This is a genomic window from Streptomyces sp. H39-S7 (assembly GCF_027158205.1).
In the GTDB taxonomy this organism is placed as follows: domain Bacteria; phylum Actinomycetota; class Actinomycetes; order Streptomycetales; family Streptomycetaceae; genus Actinacidiphila.
On record NZ_JAPVLU010000058.1, the window covers coordinates 36592 to 45882 of the forward strand.

The window sequence follows — 9291 nt, forward strand, 5'->3', positions numbered from 1 at the left end:
CCCGGACACCGCATGTTCCGACCCGGCCGCCGACCGCACGGGCAGCGCCGACCGCCCTCGGGCTGGCCGGCGATGACGATCGACTCGAGCAGTACGGGCCTACGTGCCCGGAAAGGCGGCACCGTGAGGGCCAAGCGTGACTCCCAGAAACATCAGGGCGGTCTGGACAGCGAACTGGCGGACGCTCTCGTCGCCACCCGCCGGTTCTTCACCCGGGCCGAGGTCTCCGAGGACCGGCGCGTCATGCTCAAGATCGGCGGCAGGCAGGGCGACGACTTCTACCGTGACCGCTGGAGCCACGACAAAGTGGTGCGCTCCACCCACGGCGTCAACTGCACCGGTTCCTGCTCGTGGAAGGTCTACGTCAAGGACGGCATCATCACCTGGGAGTCGCAGCAGACCGACTACCCCTCGGTCGGCCCCGACTCGCCCGAGTACGAGCCCCGCGGCTGTCCGCGAGGCGCGGCGTTCTCCTGGTACACCTACTCGCCCACCCGGATCCGTTACCCGTACGTGCGGGGGGTGCTGCTGGAGATGTACCGCGAGGCCAGGGCCAGGTTGGGTGACCCGGTGCTGGCCTGGGCGGATGTGGTGGGCGACCCGGAGCGGGCCCGGCGCTACAAGTCGGCGCGCGGCAAGGGCGGCCTGGTGCGGGCGAGTTGGGACGAGGCGAGCGAGATGATCGCTGCCGCGCACGTGCACACGATCAAGACGTACGGCCCGGACCGGCTGGCGGGCTTCTCGCCGATCCCGGCGATGTCGATGGTCTCCCACGCCGCGGGCGCCCGGTTCTACTCGCTGCTGGGCGGGGTGATGCTGTCGTTCTACGACTGGTACGCCGATCTGCCGGTGGCCTCCCCGCAGGTGTTCGGGGACCAGACCGACGTGCCGGAGTCCGGGGACTGGTGGGACGCCGGCTACCTGATCATGTGGGGTTCGAACCTGCCGGTGACCCGTACCCCGGACGCCCACTGGATGGCCGAGGCGCGGTACCGCGGCCAGAAGGTGATCGCCGTCGCCCCCGACTACGCCGACAACGTCAAGTTCGCTGACGAGTGGCTGCCCGCGGCGCCGGGCACCGACGGCGCGCTGGCGATGGCGATGGGGCACGTCATCCTCAAGGAGTTCTTCGTCGACCGGCAGGTCGACTACTTCACCGACTACGTCAAGCGCTTCACCGACCTGCCGTTCCTGGTCACTCTGGAGCAGCGGGGGCAGGGCACGGACACGGTGTACGTGCCGGGCAAGTTCCTGACCGCCGCCGAGTTGGGCGGCGAGCCGGCCCAGGCGGAGAACGCGGTGTTCAAGACGGTGCTGCTGGACTCCGCCACCGGTGAGCCGGTGGTTCCGGGCGGCTCGCTCGGGCACCGCTACGGCGAGGCGGGCATGGGCAAGTGGAACCTGGACCTGGGCGGGGTCGACCCGCTGCTGACGGTCGCCGGGGATGGGGCGAGCTCCGTCGCCGTGCAGCTGACGCGGTTCGACTCGGCCGACGGCGGTGCGGCCCGGCTGTCGCGGGGTGTGCCGGTGCGCGAGGTCGCCGGACACCTGGTGACCACGGTGTACGACCTGCTGCTGGCCCAGTACGGGGTGGTCCGTGATGGCCTGCCGGGAGTGTGGCCCACCGGTTACGACGACCCTGAGGAGCCCTACACCCCGGCCTGGCAGGCCGCCATCACCGGAGTGGCGGGGGAGACGGCGGCGCGCATCGCCCGCGAGTTCGCCACGAACGCGGAGGAGTCCAAGGGCCGCTCCATGATCATCATGGGGGCGGGGACCAACCACTGGTTCCACTCCGACACCATCTACCGCTCCTTTTTGACCCTGACGACACTGACCGGCTGTCAGGGCGTCAACGGCGGCGGCTGGGCCCACTACGTCGGGCAGGAGAAGGTCCGCCCGATCACCGGGTACTCCGCCCTGTCCACGGCGGCGGACTGGAACCGTCCGGCCCGGCAGATGATCCAGACCGCCTACTGGTACCTGCACTCCGACCAGTACCGCTACGACCCGTTCAGCGCCGACACCCTCGCCGCCGCGAGCGCGGGCGGCACCTTCGCGGGAAAGAGCACCGCCGACGTCATCGCGGCCTCGGCCCGCATGGGCTGGATGCCCTCCCACCCCACCTTCGACCGCAATCCGCTCACCCTCGCCGCCGACGCCGAGGCGTCCGGTCAGCAGGTCGGGGATTACGTCGTGGACGAGCTCAAGGCCGGCCGGCTCCGGTTCGCCGGCGAGGACCCGGACGCACCGGAGAACTTCCCCCGGGTGCTGACGATCTGGCGGGCCAACCTGCTGGGCTCCTCGGCCAAGGGCAACGAGTACTTCCTCAAGCACCTCCTGGGAGCCGACTCCGCCGTCCGCGCCACCGAGGCGCCCCCGGGCGCCCGCCCCCGCGACGTGAAGTGGCACGAGCAGGCGCCCACCGGAAAGCTGGACCTGCTGCTGACGCTGGACTTCCGGATGACCAGCACCACGCTCTACTCCGACATCGTGCTGCCGGCCGCCACCTGGTACGAGAAGCACGACCTGAACACCACCGACATGCACCCCTTCGTGAACTCCTTCAACCCCGCCATCGCCCCGCCGTGGCAGACCCGGACCGACTGGGACGCCTTCAACACCATCGCCACCGCCTTCAGCAAGCTGGCGCGCGATCACCTCGGCGTCGTCAACGACGTGGTCGCCGCCCCGCTGCAGCACGACACCCCTGACGCGATGGCGACCCCGCACGGCCGGGTGCTGGACTGGAAGGCCGGAGAGTGCGAACCGGTCCCCGGCCGCACCATGCCGAAGCTGATCACCGTCGAGCGCGACTACGGCGCGGTCGCCGAGAAGATGACCGCCCTCGGCCCGCTGCTGGACACCCTGGGCGCCACCACCAAGGGCGTCACCTTCGACGTCACCCGCGAACTGGAATACCTGCGCCACAAGAACGGCACCGTGCGCGGCGGCGTGGCCGACGGCCGCCCCTCCATCGCCCGCGACGTGGACGCCTGCGAGGCGATCCTGGCCCTGTCCGGCACCACCAACGGCCACCTGGCCACCCAGGGCTTCCACACCCTCGAGGCACGCACCGGCGTCCCACTGGCCGACCTGGCGGCCGAACACGAAGGCAAGCGCATCACCTTCGCCGACACCCAGAAGGGCCCGGTGCCGGTCATCACCTCCCCGGAATGGTCCGGCTCGGAGACCGGTGGACGCCGCTACTCGCCGTTCACCATCAACGTCGAGCGGCTCAAGCCCTGGCACACCCTCACCGGCCGCCAGCACTTCTTCCTGGACCACGACTGGATGGCCGAGCTGGGCGAGTGGATGCCCGTCTACCGGCCGCCGCTGAACATGCACGCCCTGTTCGACGAGCCCGAGATCGGCCACCAGGGCGAGCTGGGCATCACCGTGCGCTACCTGACCCCGCACAACAAGTGGTCCATCCACTCCGAGTACCAGGACAACCTGTTCATGCTCTCCCTGTCGCGGGGCGGGCAGACGATCTGGATGAGCAAGGAGGACGCGGCGAAGATCGGCGTCCACGACAACGACTGGATCGAGGCCGTGAACCGCAACGGCGTCGTCGTGGCCCGCGCGGTGGTCTCCCACCGCATGCCGCAGGGCACCGTCTACATGCACCACGCCCAGGACCGCCTGATCGACGTGCCGCTCACCGAGACCAACGGACGCCGCGGCGGCATCCACAACTCGCTGACCCGCCTTCTGGTCAAACCCAGCCACCTGATCGGCGGCTACGCGCAACTGACCTACGCCTTCAACTACCTCGGTCCCACCGGCAACCAGCGCGACGAGGTCACCGTCATCCGCCGCCGCAACCAGGAGGTGACCTACTGATGGCCCGCGCCAAGGACACCCGCCGCAAAGTGATGGCGCAGATGGCGATGGTGATGAACCTCGACAAGTGCATCGGCTGCCACACCTGCTCGGTCACCTGCAAGCAGGCGTGGACCAACCGCCCCGGCGTGGAGTACGCCTGGTTCAACAACGTCGAGACCCGGCCCGGACAGGGGTACCCGCGCCGCTACGAGGACCAGGAGCACTGGCGCGGCGGCTGGGAGCTCAACAAGCGCCGACGGCTGACCTTGAAGGCAGGAGGGCGGCTCAACAAGCTCATCAACATCTTCTCCAACCCCAAACTGCCCGCCCTCGGCGACTACTACGAACCCTGGACCTACGACTACGAGACGCTGATCAACGCGCCGCTGCAGGAGCACACCCCGGTCGCCCGGCCGAAGTCCCTGATCACCGGCAAGGACATGAAGATCACCTGGTCGGCCAACTGGGACGACGACCTGGGCGGCTCACCGGACCACGGTCACAAGGACGTGATCCTGGAAGCCGTGGGGGACAAGGTCAAGCTCGAGTTCGAGCAGACCTTCATGTTCTACCTGCCCCGCATCTGCGAGCACTGCCTCAACCCGTCCTGTGCCGCCTCCTGCCCGTCGGGGGCGATCTACAAGCGCGCCGAGGACGGCATCGTCCTGGTCGACCAGGACCGCTGCCGCGGCTGGCGCATGTGCGTGTCGGGGTGCCCGTACAAGAAGATCTACTTCAACCACCGCACCGGCAAGGCCGAGAAGTGCACCTTCTGCTACCCCCGCATCGAGGTCGGCATGCCCACCGTCTGCGCGGAGACCTGCGTCGGCCGGCTGCGCTACATCGGTCTGGTCCTCTACGACCCCGATCAGGTGCTGGAGGCCGCCTCCACACCTGAGGACACCGACCTGTACGAGGCGCAGCGGGCGGTCTTCCTCGACCCGGACGACCCGCAGGTCATCGCCGACGCCGAGTACGCGGGCATCCCCAGGGACTGGATCCAGGCCGCCCAGCGCTCCCCGGTCCACGCGCTGATCAACACCTACAAGGTCGCCCTGCCCCTGCACCCGGAGTACCGCACCCTGCCCATGGTCTGGTACATCCCCCCGCTGTCCCCGGTCGTCGACCAGGTCCGCGACACCGGCTACGACGCCGAGGACCGGGGGAACCTCTTCGCCGCCATCGAAGCCCTGCGCATCCCGATCGACTACCTCGCCCAACTCTTCACCGCCGGCGACCCCGCCCCCGTCGACGCCGTCCTGCGCCGACTGGCCGCCATGCGCTCCTACATGCGCGACATCAACCTGGGCCGCGAACCCGACCCTGCCGTTCCCGCCGAGGTCGGCATGAGCGAAGAGCAGATGTACGACATGTACCGGCTGCTCGCCCTGGCCAAGTACGAGGACCGCTACGTCATCCCGCCCGCCCACGCCGAACAGGCCCACAGCCTCGAAGAGCTCGCCACCGAGTGCAGCCTGGACTTCGAGGACGGCCCCGGCATGGGAGGGGACGGACCGTTCGGCGAAGCCTCCGGAGCGCCCACACCGGTCGCCGTGGAGAACTTCCACCTGCTGCGCGAGCGCCAGACCGCCGACACCCTCGCGGCCCCGGACGGCAAGGCGTCCCGTGTCAACCTGCTCAACTGGAACGGCCAGGGGCAGCCCGACGGCCTGTTCCCCACCTCACAGCAGCCCCGGGACGCAGCCGACCCGCAGAGGGAGCAGACCCCGTGACCCCCACCCGCGAACGCAACCACGTGGCCTGGCAGGTCCAGTCCCTCCTGCTGGCCTACCCCGACGCGCGACTCCTGGACCAGGTGTCCCTCCTGCGCGGCGCCGCCGACACACTCCCGGACCCCGTCGCCGCGCCGCTGTACCGGTTCCTCGACCATCTCACCCGCACCCCGCTCAGCGAGCTGACCGCCGACTACGTCGCCACGTTCGACCAGCGCAAACGCTGCTGCCTGTTCCTGACGTACTACGCCCACGGCGACACCCGCCGACGCGGTGTCGCCCTGCTGCGCCTGAAACAGGCGTACGCGGCTGCCGGCCAGCAATTGACCGACGAGGAGCTGCCCGACCACCTCGCCGTCGTCCTGGAGTTCGCCGCCGGCGGCGACTCCGCCACCGGACGCGCCCTGCTGACCGAGCACCGCGCCGGACTGGAACTGCTGCGGCTGGCACTGCGCGACGCCGACTCACCGTGGGCCGACGTACTGCAGTCGGTTTCGGCGACCCTGCCGGCGCTGGCCGGAGACGAACGGCAGGCGGTCGCCGTTCTGGCCGCCCAAGGGCCCCCTGAGGAACAGGTGGGTCTCGCCCCCTTCGCCCCGCCGGAGTTCATGCCACCGCCGTCGACGCACAGGCCCACTCCCCAGCCCCAGCATCCCCGAGGCCCGCGATGAACCCGCAAGCCGCGGCGGCCGCCGGCACCCGGGACCTGGTCCTGTGGGTGGCCCTGCCGTACATCGCGCTGACGGTCTTCGTCGCCGGCCACATCTGGCGCTACCGCTACGACAAGTTCGGCTGGACCACGCGCTCCTCCCAGCTCCACGAGAGCCGCCTCCTGCGGATCGGCAGCCCGCTGTTCCACTTCGGGATCCTCGCCGTGGTCGCGGGCCACGTCGGGGGCCTGGTCGTCCCCGAGAGCTGGACCCGGGCCGTCGGGATCAGCGAACACGCCTACCACATCACCGCCGTCTCGCTCGGCACGGTGGCAGGCGTCAGTACCCTCGCCGGACTGGTCATTCTCATCTACCGAAGGCGCACCGTCGGGCCGGTATTCAGCGCCACCACTCGCAACGACAAGCTGATGTACGTCGTGCTGGCCCTGACCCTGGCACTGGGCCTGGCCGCCACCATCGCCTCCAACGTCATCGGAGGCGGCTACGACTACCGCACGACCATCTCGCCGTGGTTCCGATCCGTCTTCTCCTTCTTTCCCGAACCCGCCCTGATGGGCGGCGCCCCATTGCTGTACCAACTGCACGCCCTCAGCGCGCTGCTGCTCTTCGGTATCTGGCCGTTCACCCGTCTGGTGCACGTACTCACCGCGCCGGTCGGCTACCTCACCCGCCCCTACATCGTCTACCGAAGCCGCGACGAGGCCCAGCAGGGCGCACGGGTCCCGCGCCGCGGATGGTGACCCCGAGCAGCGAGCGGCGGTTCCCCGACGCCGAGCGGGGTGGTCGCCCCCGGCCACCCCCGCGGACCCGGTGGCGGCGCAAGCGACCCGCCGCCGGCGGAACCGCGTTCACCACCCACCGTGACGGAGACTGGAACCCATGCAGAAACTTTCCCTCGACGCCCAAGCCCGCGAACACCTGGAACGCGCCGCGGCCGCCTCCTCCGGACGCAGCTCCGAGACCGTGTACGGCGGCCACGAGCACGTCCTGCGCCAGACCGTCCTCGCGCTGACAGCGGGCACGTCCCTCGCCGAGCACGAGAGCCCGGGCGAGGCCACTCTCCTGGTGCTGGCCGGCCGCGTACGGCTCACCAGCGGGGACACCTCCTGGGACGGCATGACCGGCGACCTGATCATCATTCCCCCGGCCCGCCACAGCCTCCACGCCATCGAGGACGCAGCGGTGCTGCTCACGGTCGCCAAGCTCCGCTGAACGCTGAACGCTGAACGCTGAACGCTGAACGCTGAACGCTGAACGCTGAACACGCCGGCGATGGGGCCGGTCGGACCTTCGACGGGTCCTGATGGGCCCTGCCGCTCAACCGCGGGCTGCCCCACTGTGGAGACGGGGGCGAATTCCCGCCGGGTCGTGCCGTATCCCCTGGCCCATCTGCCGAGGAGGCACGAGACCGTGCAGCACCGCACCGTACAAGACATGATGTCCCATCAGGTGGTGAGCGTCGCCGCAGACCGCCCCTTCAAGGAGCTTGTCGTCCTGCTGGCGCAGAACGACATCAGCGCCCTTCCGGTGGTCGATGACCAGAACAGGCCCCTCGGCGTCGTCTCGGAGGGGGATCTGCTGCGCAATCAGGCCTCACGGCCGGACCCCCTGGGGCACGGGCATCCCGCCGGCCCGTCGGATCCGACACGTATCCAGCCCGAGGTCGCCGCCGACTTGATGACCGGTCCTGCGGTCACCGCCCGGCCGGAATGGTCCGTGGTCGAGGCCGCCAGTGCGATGGAGCGCGCCGGAGTGAAGCGCCTCGTGGTCGTCGACGAGATCGGGCGGCTGGTGGGCATCGTGAGCCGGAGCGATCTGCTGCGCGTCTTCCTGCGCACGGACCGTTTCATCCGCGAGGAAATCGTCAGCGATGTCCTCGGCCGGATGCTGCAGATCGCCGAGGGCGCCGTCCAGGTCCAGGTGCGGGAGGGCGTCGTCACCCTCCGCGGGAGGCTCGGCCGGCGGAGCCAGGGGATGCTGGTGGTCTGGCTGTCGAAGGGTGTTGACGGGGTGGTCAGCGTCCACGACTTGTTGGCCTTCGACGCCGACGACGCCCCGGTCCTGCCGGAGCCCGTCACGCTTCCGGCTGCCCCGTGACGTTGTGCGGGCGCGCCGCCCCGCCGCGCGCCCGCGCACCGGGGCGGCGAACCCCCGTCTTGCCGTCGCGCACGCTGACCGGCCGCACGCCCCCGTTCATCGCACGTGCCCATTCCTGGACCCGGATTCAGCGCAGCCGACGCAGGTACGGATCGTGGACGCGGCGGGGCAGCAGGCGGATACGGGCGTTGAGCGTGGTGATGTCACGGGGTCCGGCGACGACCGCGTCGAGTACCGCTTCCGCGAGCTGCGGCAGGTCTTCGGCCATCCGGGACAGTCGCAGCAGTAGCGTCCTCAGCCCTTCGATCTCCGCGCCGGCACCTCGGCGCCCGAGCAGCGGGGAGCAGCGCGGGTCGGCGAGCAGCGCTCGCACATCATGCTCGGTGAGCGGGGCGAGCCGGGCAGCCGGTTCGGAGGCGGTACCACCGGGTCCGCACACGATGAGGGGACCGAACACGTCGTCCTGTGTGATTCCGGCGCTCAGTACGATTCCGCTTTCGGCCAGGCGGCGGGAGAGTACACCGGGCACGGCGCCACCGAAGCGCCCCTCGAGCTCCGCTCGGGCCCCGGACGGGCGCGGGATGCCGTAGCGGTCCAACAGCTCACAACAGGCTTCCGGATCCAGTCGGCCGCCGTGCGGGTTGACGGCCAGGAAGGCGTCGACGAGTGCGTGCGCTCCAGCGGTGTCGATGTCCGGCAGCTCCGGCATCGGGCCGGACGGTTGCGCGAGCCATCGGCCGCGGGCCGCGGCGTGTGCCAGAGCTCGGGCGGCGGCATGCGGCCCGGAGTACGCGGGCACCGCCCCGCCGGTCCCGTGCAACAGACGAACGGGCTCCGGCTGGTCGAGAAGGACGGCGGTCACCGTCCGCGAGCGTCGGATCGTCGTGGACTGCGTCAGTGCTCTGACGAGGTCGTCGCCGGTCGCCTCGGACCGGGCGGTGGGCACCAGGACCACCATGACG

7 protein-coding genes are annotated in these 9291 nt (G+C 70.2%); 6 read left to right on the top strand and 1 reads right to left on the bottom strand.

Features of this window, described 5'->3' with window-relative positions; translation table 11 throughout:
- The first annotated feature begins 72 nt into the window (after nucleotides 1-72).
- The 6 genes from O3X23_RS37165 (at nucleotide 73) to O3X23_RS37190 (ending at nucleotide 8329) form a co-directional block, all read left to right on the top strand.
- Nucleotides 73-3846, top strand: a complete 3774-nt coding sequence (locus O3X23_RS37165) for a nitrate reductase subunit alpha (RefSeq protein WP_443048093.1) — start codon at nucleotides 73-75, stop codon at nucleotides 3844-3846.
- Complete coding sequence (gene narH, locus O3X23_RS37170; RefSeq protein WP_269277488.1) at nucleotides 3846-5561, top strand: nitrate reductase subunit beta; 1716 nt, start codon at nucleotides 3846-3848, stop codon at nucleotides 5559-5561. Before O3X23_RS37165 ends, narH begins: the two co-directional genes overlap by 1 nt.
- Nucleotides 5558-6232 (top strand): nitrate reductase molybdenum cofactor assembly chaperone, encoded by a 675-nt coding sequence (narJ, locus tag O3X23_RS37175; protein ID WP_269277492.1) that lies wholly within the window; start codon nucleotides 5558-5560, stop codon nucleotides 6230-6232. Before narH ends, narJ begins: the two co-directional genes overlap by 4 nt.
- Nucleotides 6229-6972 carry a respiratory nitrate reductase subunit gamma gene (narI, locus tag O3X23_RS37180; RefSeq protein ID WP_269277494.1) on the top strand — a complete coding sequence of 248 codons (744 nt, stop codon included), beginning with the start codon at nucleotides 6229-6231 and terminating at the stop codon, nucleotides 6970-6972. The genes narJ and narI overlap by 4 nt, the downstream gene beginning before the upstream one ends.
- A gap of 139 nt (nucleotides 6973-7111) precedes the next feature.
- Nucleotides 7112-7444, top strand: a complete 333-nt coding sequence (locus O3X23_RS37185) for a cupin domain-containing protein (protein WP_269277497.1) — start codon at nucleotides 7112-7114, stop codon at nucleotides 7442-7444.
- Between the two features lie 222 nt (nucleotides 7445-7666).
- Entirely contained in the window at nucleotides 7667-8329 is a 663-nt protein-coding gene (locus tag O3X23_RS37190; protein WP_269277500.1) for a CBS domain-containing protein, read from the top strand.
- A gap of 127 nt (nucleotides 8330-8456) precedes the next feature.
- On the opposite strand, the gene O3X23_RS37195 is transcribed toward O3X23_RS37190, so the two are convergent.
- On the bottom strand, nucleotides 8457-9291 hold an 835-nt coding region (locus O3X23_RS37195; RefSeq protein WP_269277505.1), incomplete at its 5' end, for an acetate--CoA ligase family protein.